Source organism: Acinetobacter sp. YH01004 (assembly GCF_013420455.1).
In the GTDB taxonomy this organism is placed as follows: Bacteria; Pseudomonadota; Gammaproteobacteria; order Pseudomonadales; family Moraxellaceae; genus Acinetobacter; species Acinetobacter towneri.
Map to the genome: position 1 here is coordinate 14,925 of NZ_VOXZ01000010.1, position 26,325 is coordinate 41,249.

General features: G+C 42.2%; 24 protein-coding genes. 7 read left to right on the forward strand and 17 right to left on the reverse strand.

What is annotated here, in order from left to right; all coding sequences use genetic code 11:
• Window positions 1–31: 31 nt before the first annotated feature.
• Genes tilS through ppx form a run of 3 tightly spaced genes read right to left on the reverse strand, consistent with a single transcriptional unit; the run spans window position 32 to window position 3,689 of the window.
• Complete coding sequence (gene tilS / locus FTT71_RS08260; protein WP_180160864.1) at window positions 32–1,378, reverse strand: tRNA lysidine(34) synthetase TilS; 1,347 nt, start codon at window positions 1,376–1,378, stop codon at window positions 32–34.
• Window positions 1,315–2,136: an acetyl-CoA carboxylase carboxyltransferase subunit alpha gene (locus tag FTT71_RS08265; RefSeq protein ID WP_004975170.1), complete on the reverse strand. Its 822-nt coding sequence runs from the start codon at window positions 2,134–2,136 to the stop codon at window positions 1,315–1,317. The genes tilS and FTT71_RS08265 overlap by 64 nt, the downstream gene beginning before the upstream one ends.
• Before the next feature lie 32 nt (window positions 2,137–2,168).
• Complete coding sequence (gene ppx, locus FTT71_RS08270) at window positions 2,169–3,689, reverse strand: exopolyphosphatase (protein WP_004975167.1); 1,521 nt, start codon at window positions 3,687–3,689, stop codon at window positions 2,169–2,171.
• A 271-nt stretch (window positions 3,690–3,960) separates the two neighbouring features.
• Between ppx and trxA the strand changes: the two genes are divergently transcribed.
• From trxA to FTT71_RS08285, 3 genes are all read left to right on the forward strand, one after another.
• The gene (trxA, locus tag FTT71_RS08275; RefSeq protein WP_004975164.1) at window positions 3,961–4,287 is read left to right on the forward strand and encodes a thioredoxin; all 327 of its coding nucleotides are present in this window, start codon (window positions 3,961–3,963) and stop codon (window positions 4,285–4,287) included.
• 336 nt (window positions 4,288–4,623) lie between these two features.
• On the forward strand, window positions 4,624–5,892 hold the full coding sequence (gene rho / locus FTT71_RS08280; RefSeq protein WP_004975162.1) for a transcription termination factor Rho: 1,269 nt from the start codon (window positions 4,624–4,626) through the stop codon (window positions 5,890–5,892).
• A 421-nt stretch (window positions 5,893–6,313) separates the two neighbouring features.
• Window positions 6,314–6,601 (forward strand): hypothetical protein, encoded by a 288-nt coding sequence (locus FTT71_RS08285; protein ID WP_004975160.1) that lies wholly within the window; start codon window positions 6,314–6,316, stop codon window positions 6,599–6,601.
• A 370-nt stretch (window positions 6,602–6,971) separates the two neighbouring features.
• Here FTT71_RS08285 and FTT71_RS08290 read toward each other — a convergent pair whose 3' ends face one another.
• The 3 genes from FTT71_RS08290 to pheS all read right to left on the reverse strand — a co-directional run bounded on the left by FTT71_RS08290 (window position 6,972) and on the right by pheS (window position 10,801).
• Window positions 6,972–7,268, reverse strand: a complete 297-nt coding sequence (locus tag FTT71_RS08290; RefSeq protein ID WP_004649746.1) for an integration host factor subunit alpha — start codon at window positions 7,266–7,268, stop codon at window positions 6,972–6,974.
• The gene (pheT, locus tag FTT71_RS08295; protein WP_104852457.1) at window positions 7,265–9,646 is read right to left on the reverse strand and encodes a phenylalanine--tRNA ligase subunit beta; all 2,382 of its coding nucleotides are present in this window, start codon (window positions 9,644–9,646) and stop codon (window positions 7,265–7,267) included. Before pheT ends, FTT71_RS08290 begins: the two co-directional genes overlap by 4 nt.
• 174 nt (window positions 9,647–9,820) lie before the next feature.
• On the reverse strand, window positions 9,821–10,801 hold the full coding sequence (gene pheS, locus FTT71_RS08300; RefSeq protein WP_180043980.1) for a phenylalanine--tRNA ligase subunit alpha: 981 nt from the start codon (window positions 10,799–10,801) through the stop codon (window positions 9,821–9,823).
• A gap of 159 nt (window positions 10,802–10,960) precedes the next feature.
• Here pheS and FTT71_RS08305 point away from each other — a divergent pair, with 159 nt between their 5' ends.
• Complete coding sequence (locus FTT71_RS08305) at window positions 10,961–11,989, forward strand: hypothetical protein (RefSeq protein ID WP_167846241.1); 1,029 nt, start codon at window positions 10,961–10,963, stop codon at window positions 11,987–11,989.
• Window positions 11,990–12,281: 292 nt separating this feature from the next.
• Here FTT71_RS08305 and rplT read toward each other — a convergent pair whose 3' ends face one another.
• Together rplT and rpmI are read right to left on the reverse strand one after the other, a co-directional pair.
• Window positions 12,282–12,641, reverse strand: coding sequence for a 50S ribosomal protein L20 (gene rplT, locus FTT71_RS08310; protein WP_004975153.1), 360 nt, complete (start codon window positions 12,639–12,641; stop codon window positions 12,282–12,284).
• An 11-nt stretch (window positions 12,642–12,652) separates the two neighbouring features.
• Window positions 12,653–12,847, reverse strand: a complete 195-nt coding sequence (rpmI, locus tag FTT71_RS08315) for a 50S ribosomal protein L35 (protein ID WP_004975152.1) — start codon at window positions 12,845–12,847, stop codon at window positions 12,653–12,655.
• A 340-nt stretch (window positions 12,848–13,187) separates the two neighbouring features.
• Here rpmI and FTT71_RS08320 point away from each other — a divergent pair, with 340 nt between their 5' ends.
• The gene (locus FTT71_RS08320; protein ID WP_026438356.1) at window positions 13,188–13,946 is read left to right on the forward strand and encodes an energy transducer TonB; all 759 of its coding nucleotides are present in this window, start codon (window positions 13,188–13,190) and stop codon (window positions 13,944–13,946) included.
• Window positions 13,947–13,974: 28 nt separating this feature from the next.
• Here the strand turns inward: FTT71_RS08320 and FTT71_RS08325 are convergent, their stop codons facing one another.
• The 8 genes from FTT71_RS08325 to FTT71_RS08360 form a co-directional block, all read right to left on the reverse strand.
• Window positions 13,975–14,403, reverse strand: a complete 429-nt coding sequence (locus FTT71_RS08325) for a YqaA family protein (RefSeq protein ID WP_004975149.1) — start codon at window positions 14,401–14,403, stop codon at window positions 13,975–13,977.
• 7 nt (window positions 14,404–14,410) lie between these two features.
• A complete protein-coding gene (locus FTT71_RS08330; protein WP_180043977.1) occupies window positions 14,411–14,695 on the reverse strand; it encodes a hypothetical protein in 285 nt (94 codons plus the stop codon).
• Window positions 14,696–14,767: 72 nt separating this feature from the next.
• Window positions 14,768–15,385, reverse strand: a complete 618-nt coding sequence (locus FTT71_RS08335) for a glutathione S-transferase N-terminal domain-containing protein (protein ID WP_180043975.1) — start codon at window positions 15,383–15,385, stop codon at window positions 14,768–14,770.
• Window positions 15,386–15,596: 211 nt separating this feature from the next.
• On the reverse strand, window positions 15,597–16,145 hold the full coding sequence (gene infC / locus FTT71_RS08340) for a translation initiation factor IF-3 (protein WP_081402479.1): 549 nt from the start codon (window positions 16,143–16,145) through the stop codon (window positions 15,597–15,599).
• A gap of 5 nt (window positions 16,146–16,150) precedes the next feature.
• On the reverse strand, window positions 16,151–18,073 hold the full coding sequence (gene thrS / locus FTT71_RS08345; protein ID WP_004975142.1) for a threonine--tRNA ligase: 1,923 nt from the start codon (window positions 18,071–18,073) through the stop codon (window positions 16,151–16,153).
• 188 nt (window positions 18,074–18,261) lie between these two features.
• Complete coding sequence (locus FTT71_RS08350) at window positions 18,262–19,431, reverse strand: alanine racemase (RefSeq protein WP_178318757.1); 1,170 nt, start codon at window positions 19,429–19,431, stop codon at window positions 18,262–18,264.
• Window positions 19,432–19,489: 58 nt separating this feature from the next.
• Window positions 19,490–20,773 carry a D-arabinono-1,4-lactone oxidase gene (locus tag FTT71_RS08355; protein ID WP_167846245.1) on the reverse strand — a complete coding sequence of 428 codons (1,284 nt, stop codon included), beginning with the start codon at window positions 20,771–20,773 and terminating at the stop codon, window positions 19,490–19,492.
• A 191-nt stretch (window positions 20,774–20,964) separates the two neighbouring features.
• Window positions 20,965–22,683 (reverse strand): neutral/alkaline non-lysosomal ceramidase N-terminal domain-containing protein, encoded by a 1,719-nt coding sequence (locus FTT71_RS08360; RefSeq protein ID WP_180043991.1) that lies wholly within the window; start codon window positions 22,681–22,683, stop codon window positions 20,965–20,967.
• 121 nt (window positions 22,684–22,804) lie between these two features.
• On the opposite strand from FTT71_RS08360, the gene FTT71_RS08365 reads away from it, so the two are divergent.
• Both FTT71_RS08365 and FTT71_RS08370 read left to right on the forward strand, forming a co-directional pair.
• On the forward strand, window positions 22,805–23,833 hold the full coding sequence (locus tag FTT71_RS08365; RefSeq protein ID WP_004975134.1) for an AraC family transcriptional regulator: 1,029 nt from the start codon (window positions 22,805–22,807) through the stop codon (window positions 23,831–23,833).
• A 202-nt stretch (window positions 23,834–24,035) separates the two neighbouring features.
• Window positions 24,036–25,682, forward strand: a complete 1,647-nt coding sequence (locus tag FTT71_RS08370; protein ID WP_180050482.1) for an acyl-CoA synthetase — start codon at window positions 24,036–24,038, stop codon at window positions 25,680–25,682.
• A 109-nt stretch (window positions 25,683–25,791) separates the two neighbouring features.
• On the opposite strand, the gene yjgA is transcribed toward FTT71_RS08370, so the two are convergent.
• Window positions 25,792–26,325, reverse strand: a complete 534-nt coding sequence (yjgA, locus tag FTT71_RS08375) for a ribosome biogenesis factor YjgA (protein ID WP_004975130.1) — start codon at window positions 26,323–26,325, stop codon at window positions 25,792–25,794.

Sequence of the window (26,325 nt, forward strand, 5' to 3'; positions counted from 1 at the left end):
GATCCACGCTCTTCGTTGAGTTCTTTATTCGTTAAGAGACTAAATTCGGTTGCCATCCATCTGCGACACAATAGTCCGACTGTGCAAGCCAAAAGCCTTTGGGGCTAAAGACGCCTAGCATAACATTATCTAGGCTTAATATTTGAATTGTATGACGTGTCCACGGAAAAATTTGTGCTTCCTGAATGGCTTTTTTCAGCGGCCAAGCCCCTACCCGCCCATATAAATGGATTTTTTCGCCCCCCAAACGTGGGCGTAAAGTCAGGGTTTTATTTAATAAACTTGAACATAAACCAACTTTTGCTGGCTGCAATTGATAACAACCCGACCAAAGCTGAAAAGGCTGATCTGCCTGCAACAATAAATCCTGCTCTACCGCTTCAAAATGTTCCTCAGCTAAATACTCTGCTTTAGGCAAACGAAATAATTGTTGCTGATAACGCAGATAATAATAATCCTGACAATGTAACGCCGCTTGCGCATCAGCTTTGGCCTGAATCACTTCTCGCTGCAAACGCTCGACCATATCAAAACTTGGACGATATTGCGCTTGTCCTTTCATCCATGCCGATAATAGCTGACGTTGTCGTGGCAAAGACAATTGTTGTAACTGAATTAAATTCAACTGCGAGTCTGTGCCACATGCAGCTAAATCCTGCGCCAAAACTTCTGCCAAAATGTTTTCAGTATCTTGCATCAAGTTTGCAGTACGCGTCACAGCTTGCTGCATTTTAGGAAAACGCTGTTGCACGACAGGCCACAATATTTCTCTTGCCCAAGCTCGGTCATAATGCACATCCTGATTGCTTGGGTCTTGCACATAATCGAGCTTTAATTCAGCACTCCATTGGCAAATCTGCTCACGCGAAATATCCAATAACGGACGCCAAATACTGATGTCATCACGCACATCGACAGCTTGCATGGCAGCAAGTCCTTGCACACCTGCGCCTGAAAACAAACGCAGCAATACGGTTTCTGCCTGATCTTGCTGATGATGCGCCAATACTAGAACTTCGTTGCTATCTAAGTGCTGCATATAGGCCTGATAACGCGCCTGACGTGCCTGATTTTCTAAATTACCCTCAGACACACTGACTTTTTGCAGCACACACGGCACATTTAAATTTTGGCAGGTGGCTTGCACCAATGTGCCCCACGCTGCGCTTGGACTTTGCAATTGGTGATCAATATAAATCGCGCGTACTTTTTCAGGGCACAAAAACGACAAAAGATGCAGTAGCAGCATGGAATCCATGCCGCCACTACATCCGATTAAAAATTTTGTCTGTGCAGAAAAAGCCTGTAATTGGCTTAAGACGCTAGACCTAAATTGTCGCTGCCAAACTTCATTAAACGCTGGTAACGTTCTTCGCATCGTTGTGTTGCATCCATCGCTTGCAATTCATCCAAAGCTTCTTTTAACACATTTTTCAGACTGTGCATGACTTGTTCAGGGTTTAAATGCGCACCCTCACCTTCATCAACCACGTATTCTACAATACCAATCTTTTGCAGTTTTTCTGCAGTCAATGCCAATGCTTCACTGGCTTGTTCGGCTTTTTCTGCAGTTTTCCACAGAATAGACGCACAGCCTTCTGGCGAAATAACAGAGTAAATACTGTGTGACAACATCACCACACGGTCAGCCACACCAATACCCAACGCACCGCCTGAACCACCTTCGCCCAATACTGTAGCAATTACAGGTACTTTTAAGTTCGACAGTTGTGCCAAGCTGGTCGCAATCGCTTCTGCCTGACCACGTTCCTCTGCACCTACACCTGGGTATGCACCCATGGTATCAACAAAAGTGAAAACTGGCAGATTAAAACGCTCTGCCATATCCATAAGACGCTGTGCCTTACGGTAGCCTTCTGGATTACACATCCCGAAGTTGTGTTGTAATTTTTCGCGGGTACTGCGACCACGATGTTGACCTATCACCATGACAGGCTGACCATCAAAGCGTGCCAATCCACCGATCATTGCACCATCATCACCAAATAAACGATCGCCATGTAAGGCATCAAATTCAGTGAAAATTTCACCCACATAGTCTAGAAATTGCGGACGTTCAGGATGACGTGCAATTTGCACGGTTTTCCATGCTTTAGATTGAGCAGCTTTTTTCATAAGTCGACTGTTATCCCTAAATTAACCAAATCTTAATCGACAAATTGTTCCGACTGAATATTCAATTCAATGTCCCAATTCTTGAATTGCACTTGTTCATCGTGCAATTCAGCGACAAGCAATGGCCATTGTTTGGCATCACCCGACACGCTGAGCTGCCATTGTTGCGCATTGCGGATGCTTAATTCAATGGCAGGAAGCATCGCATCGCTACGACTTGCGTTGACCAAAACTGCAAGGCGAAGCAACAAACTTAAGTAAACAATTTTATTGCCACCCGCTTTCAGTGCTTCTGTTTTCGCGTCTTGGCGCAACTTTCGACGATGGTTGCCGACCAAATGCGAGAGATAGTTTTGGTCAATTTGTGAGAAACCGGGAATGTCCGAATGTTGCAATAAATATGCACCGTGACGATGATAACTGCTGTGACTGATGGCTAAACCAATTTCATGTAGGTACGCAGCACGACGCAATAAGTCACTATCTTCGTTATTTAATTTTAATGATTCTGCCACGCTGTCAAATAAATGTTGCGCAGTTTTCACCACACGTCCAGCCTGTTTCGGGTCTGAGTTATAACGCCCCATCAAGGCCTGTACACTGCGATCACGAATGTCTTCATGCTGGAAACGTCCCAACAAGTCATACATTACGCCTTCACGCAAAGCCCCATCGGAATACACCAGTTTATCGATATCTAATACATCAAATACCGCATATAAAATTGCCAAACCTGCTGGCAAAACTGCTCGACGGTCTTCTTTTAGACCATCAAATTCCATTTCTGATACGTGTTTAAACTTGAGCAAACGGTCTTTGAGTTTTTCTAAACCTTCACGAGTCAGATTTTCCTGCTCATTGCTCCAGCCCATATTTACCGTAATTTGACGACAGGCTTTAATGGTACCGCTCGAACCTGCAACGGTATCCCAACCTGCTTCTTTATAAGTATTGGCAATCGAATACAGTTCTTTACGCGCTGCAACCACTGCTTTTTCAAAACTGCTCTTGCTAATTTCACCATCGGCAAAATAGGCTTTGGTATAGGCCACACAGCCCATTTGTAAAGATTCGGTATGAATTGGCTCAAATTCTTCGCCAATAATCAACTCTGTCGAACCACCGCCAATGTCAATTACCAAACGACGACCACTATTTGCCATCGTGTGCGATACGCCTAAATAAATTAAACGGGCTTCTTCACGCCCTGCAATAATTTCAATAGGTTTAGGCAAAATTTCTGCGGCTTTTTGAATAAATTCATGTCCATTTTTGGCCTGACGCAATGCGTTGGTTGCCACAATACGCAAACGATTTGACTGCACCGCAGTTAAACGTCCTACAAAACGCGCCAAACATGCCAAACCACGTTGTTGAGCAGCTTCGGTCAAATTCTTATTTTCATCTAAACCTGCGGCCAACTGTACTTTTTCTGACATTGATGCCACTTTTTTTACTTCACCATGATCCACCCGTGCAATTGCCAAGTGAAAACTATTCGACCCCATATCGATGGCTGCGAGTAACTCTTCATCAATTAAAAAATCAGACATTCTTCAAACAAACCTAGACAGAATTGTGCCTAGAGTAATTCACATACACCTAATTTAAAAGCCATTTATCAGCACAATTTGACGACTATTTAAATTTTCTGCATATATGACAATTGTGTTACAGAATTAGCATTTTCGTTTAGCGTTATCGTCACGATCAATTAGACAAATTTGTATTTTGAATGGAAAATCCACAGATTCCCCTACTTTGTTCAAGATGGCTATGTAATACTAACTAAAGCTATCTTAAAAATTATTTGGAGCGTAATCCATGTCTGGCAACATCGTAAACACCACTGATGCAAACTTCGAAGCAGATGTTCTTCAATCGGATACTCCTGTATTGGTTGACTTCTGGGCTGGCTGGTGTGCGCCATGTAAAGCAATTGCACCTGTACTTGAAGTACTTGCAGACGAATACCAAGGCAAAGTTAAAATTGTAAAAGTTGATGTAACCTCTTGCGAACAAACTGCAGTGAACTACAACATCCGTAATATTCCAGCATTATTGATGTTCAAAAATGGTGAAGTGGTTGCACAGCAAGTCGGTGCAGCACCTAAATCTAAATTGACTGCGTTTATTGACGAAAATATCTAAGTCGATTGATCCATCGTCTATTTATAGAGATGATGAAAAAAAATACGCCACGCATTGGCGTATTTTTTTTGCCTACAAATTGACAAGTAGACGTTTCTCTCTTATATTGCATGCTCAGGAAACGCAGGATCTTTCATCCTCTTTCTGAAAAGACACAACACAAAAATGCCGCTCGGCAACAGAAATTGTTTTTCACATTTTTCAATCAAACAATGAATCAGTGCTCTGAATCGTTATTGTGCAAATACAATTGCTTTCATTTTATTGTATGAATGCGGCTAAATGTTGCTCCCTCTCTAACCTGTACCCCAGAATTTTAATTCTATCAGAACCTCTATGAATTTAACCGAACTCAAGAAAAAACCGATTGGCGAACTCATCAAGATTGCCGAGTTTATGGGCCTTGAAGGAATGGCGCGTAACCGCAAGCAAGACATTATTTTTGCCATCTTAAAGCGCCATGCCATGAATGGTGAAGAGATTTTTGGTGATGGCGTTCTAGAAATTCTCTCTGATGGTTTTGGTTTCTTACGCTCAGCTGCAGGTTCATACCTTGCTGGCCCAGATGATATTTATGTCAGCCCTTCGCAAATTCGTCGCTTTAACCTGCGCACGGGTGACACCATTACAGGTACGATTCGTCCACCAAAAGAAGGCGAACGTTATTTTGCTTTGCTCAAAGTCAATCAAATTAACTATGACACCCCTGAAAATTCACGTAATAAAATCTTATTTGAAAACTTAACCCCGCTTTTCCCAACAGAACAGTTGGTGATGGAGTTAGGTAATGGAACAACTGAAGACTTAACTGCACGTGTGGTAGATTTGGTTGCGCCAATTGGTAAAGGTCAGCGTTCAATTATTGTGGCTCCGCCTAAAGCGGGTAAAACCATGTTGCTACAAAACATCGCTCAGTCGATTGTTCGTAACAACCCAGAAGTGTTCTTGATTGTACTTCTCATTGATGAACGCCCTGAAGAAGTGACTGAAATGGAACGCACCGTGCGCGGTGAAGTGATTGCATCAACATTTGATGAGTCACCTGCTCGTCACGTTCAAGTTGCAGAAATGGTCATTGAAAAAGCCAAGCGTTTAGTTGAACATAAAAAAGACGTGGTGATTTTACTGGATTCGATTACCCGTTTGGCACGCGCCTACAACACTGTCGTACCTTCTTCAGGCAAGGTTTTAACAGGTGGTGTTGATGCGCACGCTTTAGAACGTCCAAAACGCTTCTTTGGTGCTGCACGTAATATTGAAGAAGGTGGTTCTCTAACCATTATTTCAACTGCACTGATTGAAACTGGCAGTAAAATGGATGAAGTGATTTACGAAGAGTTTAAAGGTACAGGCAACCAAGAGATTACCTTAGACCGTCGTATTGCAGAAAAACGTGTTTTCCCTGCCATGAACATCAAAAAATCAGGTACACGTCGTGAAGAGCGCTTAATGAGTGAAGATAATTTGCGTAAAGTTTGGATTTTGCGTAAATTGTTACACACTCAAGATGAATTGGCAGCAATGGAATTCTTGCTTGATCGCATGAAAGAAACCAAAACTAATGACGACTTCTTTGATCAAATGAAACGTAAAGCAGCCAATTAAACGGCTATAAATATTAGAACACCTAAAAAAGTCATCTTAAAACGATGGCTTTTTTATTTGGTTGACAAAATTTACATAAAGACACAATTGCACGCGGTATATGTAAACTTATTTTTAAGTAAATGATTATAAAAAAATATTTAGTAAAAACCTTTTAGTTTTTAGCCAGTTACCGTGCAACTCTCCAATCTAAAATGCCAAATTAATTGTTATTTTCTGTTAAAAAAGCACGTATTTTTCGCGTTTTTTTGCCTTTTTTTCAATCAACCTAGTAGCAATTCAAAAAGCGCAGTGATAGCATATTCGCAGACCAGTTAGACTGCGCCTGCGTTGTTAGTGCCTAACAAAATTTAGGAATAATAAAAGCATACAACAGACTAACGTCGGTTTTTTTTAATCTCATATTTTAGAGAGTGATGCCATGTTATTCAAAAAAATCGCTATTGCTGCTGCAGTTGCTACTACTTTAGCTTTCGTTGGTTGTGCTAAAAAAACTGAAGAAGCTGCTGCTGACGCTAACGCTGCTGCATCTGAAGCTGTTGTAGCTGCATCTGAAGCTGAAGCTGCTGCTGACGCTGCTGCTGTAGAAGTTGCTTCTGGCGCTGAAGCTGCTGTAGATGCTGCTGACACTGCTGCTGCTGCTGCAACTGACGCTGCTGATGCTGCTGTAGACGCTGCTGCTGCTGCTTCTGAAGCTGCTGCTCAATAATCGATACGATTATGCAGTACAAAAAGAGAGCCGATGGCTCTCTTTTTTATTTCTGAATATTTTGTCTAAAATTTATTTTACTCAGCACAATATCTCCAAATCGCTCAATCCATCTTTTTCAAGTAGATGATTCAGCATATAAAAGCATTTAACCAAAACACTTAACCCCATTCGGCATTTATTTCGATATAACCTTTTGGTTTCTCATCTCCACGCTCAATTCTTAGGTAGCGTCTTGTTCAGCTCTACAGTGTTTTCATTCATATCCATAGTTTGATTCAAGTCTCTCAATTGCAAGATCAATCACTATGTCTTGCTAAATCACAGCGTCTTTCTAAAATCTCTTATAAAAAGCATAAAAAAAAGCAGATCAATCGATCTGCTCATTTCCCACACGCTGGCGGAATTTCTGCCCTGCGCGGAATGTGACTACACGGCGGGCTGAAATTGGAATTTCTTCGCCTGTTTTCGGGTTGCGACCAGGTCGTTGACGTTTATCACGTAACTCGAAGTTCCCAAACCCTGAAAGTTTAACTTGCTCGCCAGAGATCAGTGCTTGGCTGATCTCATCAAAAAATAACTCGACCATTTGTTTCGCTTCACGGCGGTTTAAACTCGTGAGCTCACTTAAATGATCAGCCATTTCTGCTTTTGTTAATGCTGTCATGAAGCCCTCAATGTCGCTTGGTAAGTGTTTTCCAACACTTGCAGAATGTTATCCATACCAGATTTAATTTCAGCATCTTCAAGTGTACGTGTTGGATGTTGCCATAACAGAGCAAAAGCCAAAGAACGCTTGCCTTGTTCAACACCTTGTCCAGTATACACATCGAATAACCAAGTTGAGTCTAACAGCGCTCCACCCGTTTTTTCAATAAGTTGCTGAATTTCGCTTACATTTATCTTATCACTAATTAAAAGCGCAATATCACGTCTAACCGATGGAAAACGTGATAATTCTGTAAAATTAGATACATAAGTTTGCAAAACTGCTGTTTGATCCAGTTCTGCTACCCAAGCCGTGCCTAAATCCAGCTCATCTTCTAAAGATGGATGTAAACGACCAAAGTAACCAATAGACTGACCATCTACCAAAATTTCAGCAGATTGTCCAGGATGCAACCAAGTACGCTCTGAACGAACATACTCTACCTGCACACGACCTGCAGCTAAAATTTCTTCAATATCGCCTTTAAAATCGAAGAAATCCATAGGCTGAGCTTTAGCATGCCAAGATTCTGCATGTTTAGCACCCACCGCAATCAATGCCAAAGTTGGAATTTGCTTCAAGTCATGAATGCTTGCTGCATGTTGATAATCAAAACGTAAACCCAACTCAAAGAAACGCACACGGTTTTGTTGACGATTCACGTTGTACTGAACGCATGGAATTAAGCTGGATAACAACGTTGAGCGCATTACTGCCAAATCGCTTGAAATTGGATTCGCCAATGCCAACGGATTCACTGCAGGGTTTAATTGTTTTTCCAATTTTGCATCGGCAAAGCTAAAACTAATTGCTTCTTGATAACCTAAAGTCACTGCGGTTTGACGTAATTGCGCAACTTCAAACTGATCTTGGTATTTTGCTAATTGCACATCAATCACAGGCAAACTGATTTGAATGTTGTCATAACCGTGAATACGAGCAACTTCTTCAATTAAGTCTTGGTAAATTGCCATATCAAAACGATGTGATGGTGGTACAACGCTCCACTGACCTTCAGCTTGAACAGTAACTTCGCAGCCTAAACGAGTTAAAGCATCGGCAATAAATGTAGCATCAACGTGATAACCCAAGAGCTGATCGACTTGCGCTTGATTTAACGCAATTGCTTCACGTGTTGGCAATTGTGCTGCTTGTTCTGCCACTGTAATTGGACCAAATTCGCCGCCAGCAAATTCTGCAATCAGTTGTGATGCACGGTTCATCGCCAATAATGGCAATTCAAAATCGACACCACGTTCATAACGCTGTGAGGCATCGGTATGCAAACCATAACGACGTGCACGACCTGCGATATGCAATGGTGCAAAGAAAGCGGATTCAAGGAAAATTTCTGTGGTTTCATCACTTACCGCAGAAGATAAACCACCCATGATGCCCGCCATCGCCAATACTTTTGCGTCATCGGCAATCACCATCACATCATCTTGCAGCTCAACTTCTTGCTCGTTTAACAGCACCAATTTTTCTGCTGCAGTCGCTTGACGAACTTGAATGCCACCTTGAATTTTAGCACCATCAAAAGCGTGCATTGGCTGACCCAATTCAATCAAGACATAGTTGGTAATATCAACCAAAATACTGTGCTGACGGATACCTGAACGTGCCAACGCGCGCTCCATCCACTCAGGTGTAGCGGCTTTGGTATTTACATTTTTAATCACACGACCTAAATAACGTGGGCAGCCTTCCGTCAAACTTTGTACAGTTTTTTCATCCTGAATAGTTGCCGCTACTGCCTGAATGTCAGGTGTATTCACTGGCAATTGGTTAATCACCCCAATTTCACGGGCAATACCACGAATACTGAAACAATCACCACGGTTTGGAGTAATACTGATATCAATGACATGGTCATCTAGATCAAGATATTCACGTACATTCACACCTACAGGTGCATCTGCAGGCAGTTCCAATAAACCATCAAGTTTATCTTCAAGGTCAATTTCTGATGCGCCACAGAGCATCCCTTGTGATTCCACACCACGCAGTTTGCCTTTTTTGATTTTAAAGTCGCCTGGCAATACCGCACCAATGGTTGCCACAGGTGCTTTCATACCTACACGCACGTTTGGCGCACCACACACAATCTGCAACGGCTCACCTGAACCAATATTTACCGTAGTCACACGTAAACGATCTGCATCTGGATGCTGTTCAACCGTTAAGACTTCACCCACCACAACGCCTGTAAATGGCTTTGCTGCTGGTGACATATCATCAACTTCTAGACCCAGCATCGTGAGTTGATTCGATAAAGTATCGCTGTCAATGGCTGGGTTAACCCACGTGCGTAGCCAATTTTCGCTAATTTTCATACATTCATTTCCTGAATCTCCCCTACCCCCTCTTTAATAAAGAGGGGAATTCCCACACTTCTATTTATTTCGCGTAAGTCCCCCTTTTACAAAGGGGGATTTAGGGGGATTTTTAAAATTTAAAAATAATCTCTTTTCCCTCTCCTAATTTTAGGAAAGGTTGTTTAAAAAGTTTTAAGCAAACTGGCGCAAGAAACGCACATCATTTTGGTAGAACATACGCAAGTCATTGATGCCATAACGCAACATCGCAAAACGCTCTACCCCTAAACCGAAGGCAAAACCTTTATATTTTTCTGGATCAATGCCTGAAGCGCGTAACACATTTGGATGCACCATACCGCAGCCCAAAACTTCCAACCAGCGACCACGTTCATCCATAATATCCACTTCGGCACTTGGCTCTGTGAATGGGAAATAAGATGGACGGAAACGTACTTTTAAGTCTTTTTCAAAGAATTCGTTTAACAGGTTAATTAACAAACCTTTGAGTTCTGCAAAACTGGTATTTTCTGCGACGTATAAGCCTTCAATTTGATGGAACATTGGTGAGTGTGTTTGGTCTGAGTCGCAGCGATACACACGACCTGGACAAACAATACGAATAGGCGGCTGTTGATTTTCCATGGTGCGAATTTGTACGCCCGACGTGTGGGTACGCAATAAATGATTCACATCAAAATAGAAAGTATCGTGCATGGCACGCGCAGGGTGATGTCCTGGAATATTCAACGCTTCAAAGTTGTGATAGTCATCTTCAACTTCTGGGCCCGTTGCCACGGTAAAACCTGCTTTGGTAAAGAATTGGCAAATACGTTCCTGTACCTGCGTAACTGGGTGAATACTGCCGATGCTTTGACCACGACCTAGCAAAGTAATATCAACGGTTTCATTCGCCAGTTTTTGTGCCAAAGCCGCTTGTTGTAATTCAGTTTGACGCGCAGTTAATGCCGCATTGATTGCTTCACGCACAGCATGAATTTGTGCACCAAATTCTTTACGCTGTTCAGGGTCCATTTTACCTAGTGCTTTGGATTGTTCCGCAAGCTGGCTTTTTTTCCCCGTAAATTGCACTCGCACCTGGTCGAGTGTAGCAAGGTCCTCTGCTGCTGCAATTGCAGCGAGCGCTTCATTGGTCAGGGCTTCCAGTGACATAGTAACTCTCAAAAGCAACAATTTAGAAATAATTTAAAAACCCCGTATTCTAACAGTTTTTAGTCGCTTTGATGAAGCTTCGATGTAATGAAAATTAGATTAGCATCTTGAAATACAAAAAGTATAAGATAAAGCCAATCACCACGAGATCTCAACATTATGGCGCTCGATCAGATTTGGAAACAGCAACTTGCCCTTGTGACTTATGGCAATGAATATTTGGCTCAAGATTTAAGTTTTAATCATTGGCTCAAGCATCAAGTGTTTAACCAGCATCAAATTCAGTTTCGTGATTTATTGTCACAACATTTACTGGCACAACACTTTCAAATCTGGTTAGAGCATCTTAAACAACAAGGTGTGCGACGTTTAAGCCTACATCAGGCAAGTATTTTAAATGATGAAAAAAACCCCAATCCAAATGTAGAGTTATTGCCTTTTGCACACTTTATTGTGAGTCACGAGGCACAGCACAAATCTGCTTGGATTTTCGGAAAAGAGCTTGCAGAATGGTATACCGCAGAACAAGATTATATGGCGCCTGTTTCCCAACAGAGCGAGCTACGTCAGGAAGTCATGTGGCGCTATCAATTAAATCACAAACTCGCCAAACAGCTCGATGCAGATTTTGCCTCTCCAAACTGGGATGAAATTGATCGCTTTATTCGCTCCGAATTATTTTTAAATCCTTGTGCTACAGAGTTTGTTGAACCAGAGCAAAGCGCTAAACCTTATTTCGGTGTAGATCTTACTCAAAACGCAACTGAAAGCATGTACCCAACTTTGGCGTTAATTCCCGCAGACTACCCTGCTGCCTATGCACATCAGATGCTGTATCGTTTAGATGCACTGGATCAACACATTCAGAATAAAATCCAGCATCCTTATCATGCCGATGGCACAGAACTTGAACCAAGCGAACAACTCAATTTACGTCATTTTTCTCAGAAACTTGAAGATTTACACGCCAAATTTATCACCAAGGTTGCGAACCATTATCAGACCGCACAGCTCACGCCAGTGCAAACACCTGATCCTTTTGAATCAACGCCTAGCCAAGTACAAAACATCGCTTCACCACAAATACCAACACCTGCAGCTACGCATAAAGTGGGTACATCTGCCGTGATTAAACTGATTTTAATGACTGTGGTTATTTGTGCAGCTGCCTATTATTTTGGTTTATAAGCTTAGGGGCTGTTGACAATTCGTCTATGTTTGCGACAACGCATATTTTTTAGCTGATATAAGGCATGGGACAGGAAATTTAGTCATTCTAAATGACCGGCACATAACGCAATAGCAGCAAAAAATATGCTTGTCCTTCGCTGCGCCTTCCGCTGCAAACAAAGCAGTGCTTGTTTTTGCTCAGGCTGTGGCTAAAAATTTCTCAGATTGAGTTATGAAACTTGGCAGAGACCCTAAATTTCAGGCATAAAAAAAGACCGCAAATGCGGTCTTTCTTTTAAGTCATAAAGACTTATGCAGCTAATGCATCTTTAGCTTTTGTAGCTAAAGCAGCAAATGCAACTGCGTCATGCATAGCGATGTCAGCAAGTACGCGACGGTCGATAATCACTTGTGCTTTTTTCAAGCCAGCGATCATACGGCTGTACGATAAACCATTTTGACGAGCGCCCGCATTGATACGCGCAATCCATAAAGCACGGAATTGACGTTTCTTTTGACGACGGTCACGGTAAGCGTATTGACCTGCTTTGATTACCGCTTGGAACGCTACGCGATATACGCGTGAACGAGCACCATAGTAACCTTTAGCACGAGCAAGAATTTTTTTATGACGGCGATGAGCCTGTACACCACGTTTTACACGAGCCATTTATAATCTCCTTAGATGTATGGGCACATAGCACGAACAGCAGCAACGTCACTCACGTGAACCATTACACAGCCGCGCAATTGACGGATACGTTTAGCAGATTTTTTGGTCAAAATGTGGCGTTTGAACGCTTGTTTACGCTTGAAACCGTTAGCAGTCGCTTTGAAACGTTTAGCTGCACCACGGCGAGTTTTTAACTTAGCCATAACAACCTCTTTAAACACCTGTTCGGCACGTCTGCACCATTGCAAAAACGACCTGCAGGTAAGGGAGCGAGTATTCTAAAGCATCTTTGCTTAAAACAAAAGCATATTGGCTAAATAAAAAATGATCATTACCTCACTCATTTGCCGTAATTCAACTCAGGAAAAAATACTGGAATTGTGAACACCCACTACAATTCAAAATAAAGCTAAAGCTCTGTCAAAAATTGTGCAGATCAACACCCTAAAAACTTGCAATAAGTTGCGGATTACCCTTGCGATTATCCACAATTCCATCAATACTTCGCCTCGTCTTGTGTGAGATAAAAAAGACCGTAATATGATGAAAACATCTTTATATATAACTCTATTGCTTGGACTCAGTGCGACGCATCTTTTTGCAAAACCACCGCAGCAGAAATCGACACCAAAAGCCACACTCGAAGTACAAAAAAGTGCTGCCTTGCCTGCTCATCTCACCACACGCTTAGCATGGCGCAAGTTTCCACAACCCAAATATAAAAATGAAGATTTAAATCAACAAAACCGAGCTGCAATTGTGCGTATTTATGCAGATGAAACCGGCAAAATCAGTCAAGCCACTATTCAAGAAAGTACAGGGCTGAAAAAATTAGATGATGCCTTATTACAAGCGGTTCGCACTGCTGAAATTCAACCGACCTATGTAGAAGATACTGCCGTACCGACCATTGGTTTTCAAAGCTTTAATTTAAGATTTCAGGATAACCAGCACGAAGATTGCCAGTTTGATTTTCAATCTAAACAATGGTTAGCACAGCAACAACAGCAAAAAGTTCAATTTAAGTATCGTAGTCAACCACAATTAAACTTAAGTGCGGAAGATTTAAAAAATCACTCACGTAAGTTAAAGTTTCAATTCAAAGTAAATAAGCATGGCGAAGTGAAACGTGTGAAATTGACACAAGGTTCGGGACAATACGCACTTGATCAACAAGTTTTAGCTGCAGTGAAAGCTGCTCAAGTAGATGTACCGCGTCAATTTTGGCTGTATAAAAAGTCAAAATTAAAAGATGAAATTTATTTTGATTTAAACACGTGTGATGCTCAAGAACAGTCATAAGTGTCTATAAATAATAGGGGTTGCTTGCTTAAACCCATGTATAAACAAAATAAATAAACAGATAACGCCCGATTTTGGCTAGACTCACCATCAACACAAAACGGGCAAAATGTTCTTTCATTAAACCTGCAATCAGCGTAATTGGATCACCAATAATCGGCACCCAACTGAGCAGTAAAGACCAAAACCCATATTTGGCGTAGGTGTGCTGTGCTTTTTCTAATTGTGTAGCCGAAACAGGAAACCACTTTTTATCTTTATAATGTTCGATCTTGAGTCCCAAATACCAGTTCACACAAGAACCTAAAATATTGCCTAGACTGGCAATGCTAATCAGCCAAATGGGTGCATAGCTGCCTTCATATAACAGCCCCAACAACACAGCTTCGGACTGTAAAGGCAATAAAGTTGCCGCACCAAATGCAGATAAAAATAAACCAAACAGCGTCCAAAGCATAGACGATTTAAAGCCCTAAAGCCTGCTTGGTTTTACGATATTCCCAGCTCGCCCAAAAAATACTAAGCAAAATAAGTGCCGCACGTGCCCATGCATAACGCTGAGTAACAGGCTCAATCGCAGCACGTAAAACCTGTTGATCTGTGCTATTTAAAGCCACAATCATATTCTGCACATGAAATGCTTCGATCACAAATAAGATCAAGCAAGACACAATGCCCAAAATAATGCTCCAATACACTTTGGCATTTTGCTCAACAATCTTGGTAAAGTTTAAAAAAAATTCTTGCATAGCTCATCCAATAAAAAAGCCACCTGAAAAAGTGAGGTATCAGGTGGCTGGCATCTTAGCATAAAAGTAGATTTAAACTTGAATCGCGAGTGCTTTCTGCACTGCAGGGCGCGCAGTCAGCCGTGTAATATAGTCTTGTACATACGGATAATCTTCCAGCGAAATATTTTGCCAGTCATGACGTAACGCCCACGGCAAAATAGCCATATCAGCAATTGAATATTCGCCCGCCACGTACTTTTGCCCCATCAACTGCTTATTTAACACGCCATACAAACGCTTGGATTCATTGATATAGCGTTCAATCGCATAAGGAATTTTCTCTGGTGCATAACGGCTAAAATGATGATTCTGTCCTAACATTGGACCAAAACCACCCATTTGCCACATGAGCCACTGCTCTACTTCAACACGCTCCTGTTCATCGGTAGAATAAAACATGCCAGTTTTGCGCCCTAGATATTGCAAAATTGCACCCGACTCAAACACAGAGATTGGCTCACCACGCGGACCGTTCTGATCGACAATTGCAGGAATTTTATTATTGGGCGAAATTTTTAAAAAATCTGGCTGAAATTGATCATCTTCTGAAATATTGATGGGGAAAATTTGATATTCCAAACCCATTTCTTCAAGTGCAATACTAATTTTATGACCGTTGGGGGTGCCCCAATAATAAAGATCAATCATGTTTTATCCTTCATTACTTTTTTTGCTTTTTGACCAGCATTCTTCTACTGCGGTTTTAGTTATAGCATGTTTTTAAGCGTTTGTTGCGTGTCGCTGCGTAGAGTTTTTTTATCGAATGGCATATCTCATAAACATGAAACATAGATGCTCACTTTCATCACGCAAAAAAAAGCACCGCCAAGGTGCAGTGCTTCTTTTGTTCAGGATGGGATTACTTTTTCTTTTTAGGACCAAGCAACATACCCATTTGACGACCTTCCATTTTTGGTGCTTGTTCAACTACACCATATTCAATTACATCTGCTTCAACTTTTTTCAATTGAGCCAAACCTAACTGTTGGTGAGCCATTTCACGACCACGGAAGCGTAAAGTGATTTTTACCTTGTTCCCTTCTTCAAGGAATTTGATAATTGCACGTAATTTTACGTTGTAATCACCAACATCAGTCGCAGGGCGGAGCTTGATTTCTTTCACCTGTACTTGATGTTGTTTTTTCTTCGCTTCTTTCTGCTTTTGCTTTAGATCAAACAAATGCTTGTTAAAGTCCATGATTTTGCACACCGGTGGTTCGGCATTTGCCACAATTTCCACCAAGTCAAGGTCAACGCTTTCTGCTGCGCGTAATGCATCAGCCAAGCTTACAATACCTTTTTGCTCACCATTTTCGTCTACAAGACGGACTTCTTTTGCACGAATTTCATCATTCAAAGCAGGACGGTTAGATTTTCCGCCCTGTTGATTACGGTCAGGCTGTTTAATCGCTGTTACTCCACAATATACCGGCCGCGTTCTGCGACGGCTGTTTTCACTAGGTCAATGAAAGCATCAATTGACATAGTACCCAAATTTGTTCCTGAGCGAGTACGCACGTTTACAGTACCCTCTTCCACTTCACGGTCCCCAAGTACCAGTAAGTATGGAATACGCTCTAATGTACGCTCACGAATCTTAAAGCCGATTTTCTCATTTCTCAAGTCAGAAATAGCACGAATACCGTTTTCTTTAAGTTTTGCGACGACCTGTTCACTTGCAGCAGCTTGTGAATCGGTAATATTCATGACACAAGCTTGCACTGGCGCTAACCATGGTGGCATAAAGCCTGCATAGTGCTCAATAAGTATACCAATAAATCGTTCAAAGCTGCCAAGAATTGCGCGGTGCAACATTACAGGCTGATCACGATCATTGTCTTCAGTGACATAAGATGCCTCTAAACGCTCAGGCAAGTTAAAGTCACACTGAATTGTACCACATTGCCACACACGACCTAAGCAGTCTTTCAGTGAGAATTCAATTTTCGGGCCGTAGAACGCACCTTCACCCGGTTGTAACTCCCATTCCAGACCTGCAGCATCCAAGGCATCAGCCAAAGATTTTTCTGCCATATCCCAAAGTGCATCATCTCCCACACGTTTTTCAGGACGTGTAGACAGTTTCATTTGCACCTCTTCAAAACCGAAATCTTTATAAACATCTAAAGTCAGTTTGATGAAGTCTGCAACTTCTGGCCCAATTTGTTCTTTGGTACAGAAAATGTGGGCATCGTCTTGAGTAAAGCCACGTACGCGCATAATGCCGTGCAGTGAACCTGATGGCTCGTTACGGTGACATGAACCAAATTCTGCCAGACGAATTGGCAAATCACGATATGACTTTAACCCTTGGTTAAAGACTTGTACGTGACATGGGCAGTTCATTGGTTTTACTGCATAGTTACGGTTTTCAGAATGGGTAGTGAACATATTGTCTGCGTAGTTGGCAGCATGTCCTGATTTTTCCCATAGCGTGAAATCGACCACTTGCGGGGTACGAATTTCTAGGTAACCGTTGTCTTGTTGTACTTTACGCATGTACTGCTCAAGTACTTGGTAAATCGTCCAGCCATTTGGATGCCAGAACACCATGCCTGGTGCTTCTTCTTGCATATGGAACAAGTCCAAAGCTTTACCAATTTTACGGTGGTCACGCTTTTCTGCTTCTTCAATACGTTTGATATACGCTGCGAGCTGTTTTTTGTCCGCCCAAGCCGTACCATAAATACGTTGTAACTGTTCGTTTTTCGCATCACCGCGCCAATAAGCGCCTGAAATTTTGGTGAGTTTGAACGACTTTAAGAATTTAGTGTTTGGAACGTGTGGACCACGACACATATCCAAATAGTCTTGATGATAGTACAAGCCCATTTGGGTTTCGTTTGGCATGTCTGCAATCAAACGTAATTTATATTCTTCGCCACGCGCTGTGAATTCTGCAATTACTTCATCACGCGGGGTCATTTTTTTCACAACATCATAATCTTGGTCGATGAGCTTTTTCATACGCTCTTCGATTGCTGCCAAATCATCTAACGTAAATGGACGAGGCATCCAGATGTCATAGTAGAAACCTTCTTCAATGACAGGGCCAATCACCATTTTCGCTTCAGGAAAAAGCTGTTTTACCGCATGCCCCACCAAGTGCGCACATGAGTGACGGATAATCTCTACGCCTTCTTCATCTTTAGGCGTAATAATTTGTAGGGTTGCGTCTTCGGTAATTAAATCGCAGGCATCGACCAAACGATCATTCACACGTCCAGCAACTGTATTTTTGGCAAGACCCGGACCGATGCTTTGAGCAACTTCCATCACAGATACGGCTTGATCAAACTGTTTTTGATCGCCATTTGGCAAAGTGATAATAGGCATAGATAAAAATCCTTAAGGAGTGATGCCCCGTACCATGGAGCATATCACCGCGAGATTATGATTAAGGGAGACCCTCAAAAGATAAAAACGGTGTATAAATAAAAAGCGCCTTAAATTTTACACGGCTTGCGTACAGGTTTAAACCTTTGTGTACTAAAAAAGCCAAAGAATCGGCATTTCAGCTGTTTTTATTCCCTAAAGGTTGCCCACGGCGTGAATTGTCCATGTTGATAGGCATACACCGCTTCAAACTGTGGCAACACCGCCTCACTCTGTTGCGGGCGTAAAAATACATAATCATCTATTTGGATGCGATGCTGTTTGGGTACTTGAATCAACTCTTGATTGCTACTGCGTCCGTATAAAGCATGTGGATGACTGCTCTCAGGATAAACATAATCTGCCATCCAATAGCCACCATAAACAAAAACGGCTTGATTGGATTGTGGCAAATAGGACTGCAAACGATCTAAGCCTGGCACTTGTACCGCAGCCAATACCTTTAAAACAGGTGTTGCAATCCACAAAGCCGATTGCAAATCTGACAAGATTTTTAAATCAAAATCACTGGGTTTAAGCAACATCGAACCAAAAGCCAGATCATTACATTCACTGTGCTGACAATGCTGCATAAATGTCAGGCTACCACCACCGTTAAAACACAAGTCATCCTGCCACAACTTTGGAAAATGATGCTGAATCAGTTGTTTATAATTTCTATATTGCTGCTGTGAGTGTTGATAGGCTTTGGCTTGTGCATGAAATACATTTGGTAATTTCACCACATGCGCATCGTACCCCATCAAACCTGACAGTTTTAAATGTTGTGGATGCTGCTGAATCAATTCCAGCATTTGCATAAATCCAGCATGATCTTGCGCCCCACCACGATGCAAACCGATATCAATTTCAAGATTAATATTCAAACAAAGCTGGCGTTGTTGTGCCAAATGTAAATACTGTTGTAAACGTGCAGGTTGATCAACCAACCATTGTAAATGCAATTGGATATTCTCAGCAGACGCCATCACCTGCTGATAAAAAGCATCTACCGCACGTATTGGCATTGGCTTGCCAAACAGTACATCTGCTTGTGGAAAGTGCTGCATCACTTCATACAAATGTGGCAGATGAAACAACATAAAACGCTGCGTATTCAGACTTTGGCTTGCGTGTTGCAATATCTCCAAACACGCTAGCGATTTCACCACCAGTCGTGGTTGCAACCGTGCAGGCAAATGGGCTGCAACATAATCCAAGTTATGCTGAAAACGTGCCATATCCACAATCAGTTGCGGTGTTCCTGTACCCTGTTGCTGCAAACTGTGGGTGAGTTGCTGAAAATAATCACTTTGCATGTCACGCTCCCTAATTGAATGCTCTTATTTTGCGATTGCTTGAGTTGTTTATTGAACATCACGCTGCACTCAAACTTGGAATCGTGAAAATTTGTCTTAAATATGGATTAATCCATTTTTGCTGTGGATCAAGCTGCTCACGAAGTTGCATAAAATCATCCCATTTTGGATATAACTCACGTAATTGATCCGCTTGCATACTGTGCAATTTGCCCCAATGTGGACGTCCCTGATATTTTTGTAAAATCGGTTCGACCCATTTAAAAATATGTTGGCAATCTTGTTTATAAAATTGGTGGATTGAAATAGACACCGAATCCCGTCCATAAAAAGGACTCAGCCAAATATCATCGCCTTTGACATAGCGAAACTCGATTGGGAAAAACATGGCGACACGCTGTTGTTTCAAAACCGCCAATAATTCTTCTAAACACGCCAAACCTTGCTCGGCAGGCAATTGGTATTCCATTTCGTTAAATTTGGTATTGCGTGGCGTTGGGAAAATTTGACTCGACCAATCGACATGAGTACTCGGTTTGATAAACACGCCCAACAAAGATTGTAAATACGGATTTAACTGTGGAAAAACACGGGTTATTTCCGAACAAAAATTTAATAAACGGTCTTCTGATAACCAATATTGCGGACGAGGATCCGTCAATCCTCGGCTCTCATCTAAGGTTTTTAAAATCACCTGATCACTGTGTAAAAATGCCCAAAACTCAATATGGCGATGTTGATGCTTCCAACGGTCTATATATTGATAAATATCACTCAAGGCACATAAACGTAGCTGCTCTTTGAGTTTATAGCGCGAACGGTTTTGTAAAGTGATTTTGGTCATCACCCCAAAACTGCCCAGCGCGACCCGACCTGCCTGAAAAATTTCAGCATTGTGTTCAGGTGAACATTGCAACACCTCACCCTCTGCTGTGAGCAGTTCAAAATCAGTCACCAAAGCCGATAGACAAGGTAAATCCACACCTGTGCCATGTGTTCCTGTTGCAACCACACCTGCCAAACTCTGATGATCAATATCGCCCTGATTTTGCAGCGCCTGATGAATCGGAGCTAGACATTCACCCAGTTTGTACAGCCGAGTCCCTGCATGTAAGGTGCATTGCTGCTTTTGTGCATTAAATTGATGCACCCCCTGAATATGATCTAAATTCACCATCACATCATCGGTTGTGGCTAAGGGGCTAAAGGAATGCCCTGCTCCGACCATTCTAATTTTGTCGTGCTTTCGCACAATTTTTTTCAGTTCATCTACATTTTTCGGCTGTAAAAAGTCTGGATAGGCTGTTTGCTTTCCAGACCAGTTACTCCAACGCTGTTTCATAATCCTTCCTTTTTCTGCGTGGCATTTATTTTTATTGCAGTTTGTTTTGCGTTACTTTTTAAAGTACCGCATTAAAAAAATAGAGACACATGGATGAGATAAATGACCTCTCTATCCATATTGATTTAGATTAACCTCCTGACTAGTACATGATTTAGAATATGTTTCACATGGAACAATGTATAAAAAAACTACAATTCATTTAGCGCATTAGCTTTCAAACTGTCACGATATGTTCTTCTTTCTAATTCATCCAAAGGTACAGCGGGCGGTAATAACGATGCTGTATCGCGTTGTGGAATAGGCAAATTCAATTGCTCTGCGAAATATTGAAATTTAGTTTGCAACGCTGCCAAAGTCCACTGTCCATATAAAGTGTGACCACCTTCATAGGCTTGTTGTTGATATTCCTCGAAGGTGGTCACATAGCCCATATAATCATTGCAATATGAAGCCAACCATACTTTTTGAGTCGATTCCAATTCTTGTTGTACGGTTACTTTGAGCCGCTTAGCTGCAACAGTAGTAATTTCCCCAGGACAGCACAGCAAGGTTAAGTCGCCAATTTTAATTAATTGTAATGGCACTACATTCGGTACCAACAAGCTATGATCAATTGCGCCTACACTGGCCTGCTTGTTCATTTCTGCAATCAGTTTGTCTAAAAATTTAGGATAATGATTCAGTGGCTTGCCAAAAATGGTTTTAGAACCACATTCCAGCACAATATCTTTGGGGCCTTGTGAGGCATATAGCTGTTGATAATAGGTATAATCTGCGGCTTGAGGATTACTCAACTTTTTCTTTTTCACTCGCTGCGCTAACCATTGCATACCTTTAAAAATCGGTTGTGCCACACCTGCACCATCTACAGGTGTTCCTGCAAAAAATGCTGCACCATGACAGGCTGCACTGGTTTTTGCATCTGTTTGCCCCATCGCAAATTCAACTGGAATTTCAATATTGCTTAAATCGACATAATGGCACACAGCATCTAAAGCTCCCATTAACGGCGTACCTCTATGTGCCAAAGCTTTCAGTGCCAATTCACTTTGATAGCGGCCATTTTGCTGCGCATATTCGTATTCTTTTTCACCACAGATTGCAGCGCGTATCTGTGACTGTTCAGGCCCATGATAATGCGGTGAAACATCACCAGCAGCAGCCTGCGCAAAAATAGCGACAGGATTTTTCACTCCACGCTGCTGTAATACCCGTTCTGTGCAAGTTGCAGCATAGCCTTTATTGTCACCATCATGCGCACTCAAACGACTGCTTAAACAAGTCGCATGCACGCCAAATAAAGATAAGACAGCCTGTAACGCACCCTCTCTATAAAAACCAAGCAATTGCATGTCACGATCAACCGCCAAATGACATTGCTCAGGATTTTTTCGGCTGATATCAGGGTTACGGTTGTAAGAGTCCAAAGCACGATTCCATGCCACTGGAGTGTCTTCATCAAAGCAGCCTTTACTCATGTAAATATCGGTTTTTTTCTGTGTGGCTAAGGCTTTAATTACACTACTAACAATTGCATCGACTACTGCATTTAAATGTTCGGGTACAAAGCCTGGAGTTGGCATATTATAGAGGGCTTCATAGCCGCAGCCGCCAGGTGCAGAATGAGTATGCGTTGCCATCAATACCAAACGCTGCGGCTGAAAACGCTCCCCCAGTTTACGCTGTAAACGCTGTATCGCTAAATGACGCATGGCATAGGTCACACACCCCATATCCAGACAGCAAAAAATTAATAAGTCATTGTCTAAGGTTCGAATACAAATACTGCGGGCAAATAAAGCTGTTCGTTGTTCATAGGCACGATGTTTCCAGTTGCCATAACCAAACATGGCAAGCCCTTTTGGCTGAATATGAATTTCCTGTTTATCCCAACCCACCAAATACATTGCAATCGTATTCCTTTTCATCTATACAATCAGTCATGACGCTGATCAACGCCATTAAACAAAATTGCATCACGGCAAATAAGGGTCAAAGCGACAATGGCATGGGGGGATAATCGGACTTATGTCAGCAACTTCAAACTACTTGCTGCAGCACGTGCCGCCTGCCTTATTGTCAGGTCTGATTCATTACGCCAAAGAACAACAGATCCCCTATCAACCATGGTTTCAGGGAATTTCTCAAGATCTTGATCAAATCGTCCAAGGCAATGGTTTTGTTTCATTTCAAGATATTTGCAAAGTGGTGACACGCGCCCTGCAAGACACTCAATGTGCACATTTAGGCTTAGAAATTGGACGTGACAAGGGGCTGATTTCCATGGGCATGCTCGGTTTTGCCATGGTGTCCAGTCAAAATGTTGTAGAAGCCTTACAGACAGGACTGCAGTACCATCCCATTTCAGGCAGTGTGATGGATTTAGAGTACGATTTTTCCTCGACCTCTCCTACACTGGTGATGAAAGAGCGTTATCCCACGGGGAACTTACTGCGCTTTTTTTGCGATGAAGTCCTCTCCAGTATTGTTAGCTGCTTAGACGTCATGCTTGGCAATCATCAAGATTTGGTCGAAGTGCATTTTAGTTTTGCCCAACCCGACTATTTAGAGGCTTATCAGGTGCATTATCAATGTCCTCTGCACTTTTCATCATACATGAATGCTTTGGTGTTCCGACCAGAGATTTTAGGACGCCAAATTAAAACCTCTAGTGCCGCCAATTACAGCACCGCCCTGCGTGTCTGCCAACAAGCGTATCAGGATATGCAGGCGATTAATCAACAGCAATATGCACACGTGTTGAGTTATCTAATCGAACAGCATTTACCTCAGCACTTTGATATGCACCAAGCGGCACAACATTTTCAAATGAGCGAAAGACATTTACGCAGACAATTACTTGCCGAAGGCTGCAACTTCCAAAACCTGCGCCAACACGTTTTGGAAAATAAAGCCAAACAACTGCTACAACAGCCTTTGAGCATGACTGAAATTAGCCAACAACTTGGCTTTAGTGAATTACGCGAATTTCGACGTGCATTTAAGCGTTGGACAGGTCTCAGCCCATCACTCTATAAAAGCCAAATGACAGAATAAGTTAATATTTTCCAATAAGCTACTATTTTTATTGAATAAAAAATAGCTGCTAAATTTTACTTAAACTATTTTTTAAATTTACTTACAAGCGATTCAAAACAAAAACAACAGATTTTCGACTAAAGCATAACTGCAAAGCTGTCATAAAATCCCTATCTTTTTAAGTTGGATAAAATAACGACACATATTATGGAGAATAACAATGGTCAGCGCATACGATGAATTACCGCGTACCCCTGCGAACTTTGTCGCCTTGTCCCCGTTACGTTACTTAGAACGGGCAGCTTATATTTACCCGCACCAAAACGCGATTATTCACGGTTCACGTCAAATTACCTGGCGCGAAACTTATTTGCGCTGCTGCCAATTTGCACATCAACTTCAAAATTTAGGCATCAGCAAAAATGACACTGTTTCGGTGCTGCTTCCGAATGTTCCTGCCATGCTAGAAGCACACTTTGCTGTGCCAATGGCGGGTGCAGTGCTGAACACACTAAACACTCGTTTAGATGCCAAAACACTGGCGTTTATGCTCGATCATGCAGAATCCAAAGTGCTTTTGGTTGACCCTGAATTTGCGGCTTTGGCACAAGAAGCCTTAGCGATGGTCAATCATGAAATTTACGTGATTGATGTCAACGATGCAGAATATGAGCATGCTGCCAATGCCCTTAGCATCGGACAGATTGAATACGAAACTTGGCTGGCTGAAGGTGACCCAAATTTTGAATGGCATTTGCCACAAGATGAATGGGATGCAATTAGCCTGAACTATACGTCTGGCACGACAGGCAACCCGAAAGGCGTGGTCTATCATCATCGCGGTGCCTACATTAATGCAGCCAGTAATATTATTGCCTGCGGGATGACCCCACGTGCAACCTACCTATGGACACTGCCCCTATTCCACTGTAATGGCTGGTGCTTTGCATGGACGATGGCAGCCAACGGTGGCACAAATATCTGCTTACGTAAAGTCGACCCTGAACTGATTTTTAAATTAATTGCAGAGCACAAAGTCGATTATTTCTGCGGTGCGCCAATTGTCTTGTCGATGCTCATCAACACCCCTGAGGAGAAAAAGACCCAGTTTGATCACCGTGTTGAAGTGATGGTTGCGGGTGCTGCACCGCCAGCAGCAATTATTGAAGGTATGCGCAATATTGGCATTAACGTAACTCACGTTTATGGCTTAACTGAAACCTATGGCCCATCTGCGCTGTGTGCTTCTCAAGCAGGCTGGAGCGACCTATCCATTCAAGAACAAGCACAATTACATTCGCGTCAAGGCGTGCCTTATCCGCTGCAAGATGGCATGAAAGTTTTAGACCCAGAAACCATGCAACCTGTACCAAAAGACGGCAAAACCATGGGCGAAATTATGTTCCGTGGCAATATCGTGATGAAAGGCTATTTGAAAAACCCAGAAGCCACCGCAGAAGCATTTGCAGGTGGCTGGTTCCATACGGGCGATTTAGCTGTCTGCCAACCCGATGGCTACGCCAAAATTACTGACCGCTCTAAAGATGTGATTATTTCAGGTGGTGAAAATATTTCTTCACTCGAAGTGGAAGAGGTGTTGTATCAACATCCTGCAATTTTGACTGCTGCAGTGGTGGCAAAACCAGATCCACGTTGGCAGGAAGTCCCGTGTGCCTTTATTGAACTGAAAGAAGGCAAGCAGGTCAGCCCTGAAGAAATTATTGCCTATTGCAGTCAACATTTGGCGCGTTTTAAAGTACCAAAGGATGTGGTGATTACTGAAATTCCAAAAACATCGACAGGTAAATTACAAAAATTTGTACTGCGTGAATGGGCCAAAGAGCGTTCAGTCGGTGAGTTTGGCTAAAATTTGAAAATCTCTATATTAAGACCAAATAAAAACGACTCGTCATGAGTCGTTTTTTTGTGCAATCATCAGCTCACGCTATCTATCTTCTTAGATAAGGTACGCTAATCTAGCTTTCTGACAATAAAGCCACTTGCTGCACATAGTTAAACAACTTGAGTTTAGATGCTTCAAGTTCTTCCGCAGACACTTCCTGTTTCATATCACGGTGGATACGCAACACATGCTGACGCAGTGTATGACGTTCAGCCGCTTTATAGGTTTTACTAAAATCATTAATCACAGGGTCGCCGTCTTTAATAATTCGTTCCACCCAACGCTGTAACTGTGCGGTTTTTTTCGCACCTTGTTGCGGTGTCAAATAAGACAAAATTACGCTTTCATCTTCATTACGCAACAATTTACCAATACGCTGACACTGACGACGACGTGCTTCATGTGAAGTAATGCTTTGCAATTCCAGTAAAGCATCAATTAAACGCTCTTCTACTGGAAGTTTCTGAATTTGTTTGGCGCTTAACTGCGCCAATTGTTCGCCCAGTGCAGCCATACGTTGTACGGCTTTTTTCTGTTCGGTTTTACTTGCACGCCCTTCTAAAGATTCAAAGTCATCTTCGGTAAAACGTTGCGGTCGACGTGCCAC

Bases quoted from the DNA above. Each gene is read 5' to 3' on its own strand.
- tilS (WP_180160864.1), bottom strand. From the start codon at position 1,378: ATGCGAAGAACGTTACCAGCGTTTAATGAAGTTTGGCAGCGACAATTT.
- FTT71_RS08265 (WP_004975170.1), bottom strand. From the start codon at position 2,136: ATGAAAAAAGCTGCTCAATCTAAAGCATGGAAAACCGTGCAAATTGCA.
- ppx (WP_004975167.1), bottom strand. From the start codon at position 3,689: ATGTCTGATTTTTTAATTGATGAAGAGTTACTCGCAGCCATCGATATG.
- trxA (WP_004975164.1), top strand. From the start codon at position 3,961: ATGTCTGGCAACATCGTAAACACCACTGATGCAAACTTCGAAGCAGAT.
- rho (WP_004975162.1), top strand. From the start codon at position 4,624: ATGAATTTAACCGAACTCAAGAAAAAACCGATTGGCGAACTCATCAAG.
- FTT71_RS08285 (WP_004975160.1), top strand. From the start codon at position 6,314: ATGTTATTCAAAAAAATCGCTATTGCTGCTGCAGTTGCTACTACTTTA.
- FTT71_RS08290 (WP_004649746.1), bottom strand. From the start codon at position 7,268: ATGACAGCATTAACAAAAGCAGAAATGGCTGATCATTTAAGTGAGCTC.
- pheT (WP_104852457.1), bottom strand. From the start codon at position 9,646: ATGAAAATTAGCGAAAATTGGCTACGCACGTGGGTTAACCCAGCCATT.
- pheS (WP_180043980.1), bottom strand. From the start codon at position 10,801: ATGTCACTGGAAGCCCTGACCAATGAAGCGCTCGCTGCAATTGCAGCA.
- FTT71_RS08305 (WP_167846241.1), top strand. From the start codon at position 10,961: ATGGCGCTCGATCAGATTTGGAAACAGCAACTTGCCCTTGTGACTTAT.
- rplT (WP_004975153.1), bottom strand. From the start codon at position 12,641: ATGGCTCGTGTAAAACGTGGTGTACAGGCTCATCGCCGTCATAAAAAA.
- rpmI (WP_004975152.1), bottom strand. From the start codon at position 12,847: ATGGCTAAGTTAAAAACTCGCCGTGGTGCAGCTAAACGTTTCAAAGCG.
- FTT71_RS08320 (WP_026438356.1), top strand. From the start codon at position 13,188: ATGAAAACATCTTTATATATAACTCTATTGCTTGGACTCAGTGCGACG.
- FTT71_RS08325 (WP_004975149.1), bottom strand. From the start codon at position 14,403: ATGCTTTGGACGCTGTTTGGTTTATTTTTATCTGCATTTGGTGCGGCA.
- FTT71_RS08330 (WP_180043977.1), bottom strand. From the start codon at position 14,695: ATGCAAGAATTTTTTTTAAACTTTACCAAGATTGTTGAGCAAAATGCC.
- FTT71_RS08335 (WP_180043975.1), bottom strand. From the start codon at position 15,385: ATGATTGATCTTTATTATTGGGGCACCCCCAACGGTCATAAAATTAGT.
- thrS (WP_004975142.1), bottom strand. From the start codon at position 18,073: ATGCCTATTATCACTTTGCCAAATGGCGATCAAAAACAGTTTGATCAA.
- FTT71_RS08350 (WP_178318757.1), bottom strand. From the start codon at position 19,431: ATGCAAAGTGATTATTTTCAGCAACTCACCCACAGTTTGCAGCAACAG.
- FTT71_RS08355 (WP_167846245.1), bottom strand. From the start codon at position 20,773: ATGAAACAGCGTTGGAGTAACTGGTCTGGAAAGCAAACAGCCTATCCA.
- FTT71_RS08360 (WP_180043991.1), bottom strand. From the start codon at position 22,683: ATGTATTTGGTGGGTTGGGATAAACAGGAAATTCATATTCAGCCAAAA.
- FTT71_RS08365 (WP_004975134.1), top strand. From the start codon at position 22,805: ATGTCAGCAACTTCAAACTACTTGCTGCAGCACGTGCCGCCTGCCTTA.
- FTT71_RS08370 (WP_180050482.1), top strand. From the start codon at position 24,036: ATGGTCAGCGCATACGATGAATTACCGCGTACCCCTGCGAACTTTGTC.